Origin of the sequence: Streptomyces celluloflavus (assembly GCA_000720995.1) — a bacterium.
In the GTDB taxonomy this organism is placed as follows: Bacteria; Actinomycetota; Actinomycetes; order Streptomycetales; family Streptomycetaceae; genus Streptomyces; species Streptomyces celluloflavus.
In genome coordinates this window covers 1-319 of record JOEL01000153.1, presented here as the reverse complement: position 1 = coordinate 319, position 319 = coordinate 1, and the positions used below count along the sequence as shown (strand labels likewise).

The 319-nt window shown below is 66.1% G+C and carries 1 protein-coding gene; it reads left to right on the top strand.

Annotation, left to right across the window (positions count from 1 at the left end; all coding sequences use genetic code 11):
* The coding region (locus tag IH09_RS36280; protein WP_190233537.1) for an acyltransferase domain-containing protein at nt 1-319 on the top strand (319 nt) is incomplete at both ends.

Genomic DNA, 319 nt, shown 5'->3' with positions numbered 1-319 from the left:
ATTCGATTGGTGAGGTGGCTGCGGCGTATGTGGCGGGGGTGTTCTCGCTTGCGGATGCGTGCCGGTTGGTGGGGGCTCGGGCGCGGTTGATGGGGGCGTTGCCGGGTGGTGGGGCGATGGTGGCGGTTCGGGCGACCGAGGCGGAGGTGCTGCCGTTGTTGGTTGAGGGTGTGTCGGTGGCGGCGGTGAATGGTCCGTCGTCGGTGGTGGTTTCGGGTGCTGAGGGTGCGGTTGGTGTTGTGGTGGAGCGGTTGGTGGGGGAGGGGCGTAAGGCGACGCGGTTGTCGGTGAGTCATGCGTTCCATTCACCATTGATGGA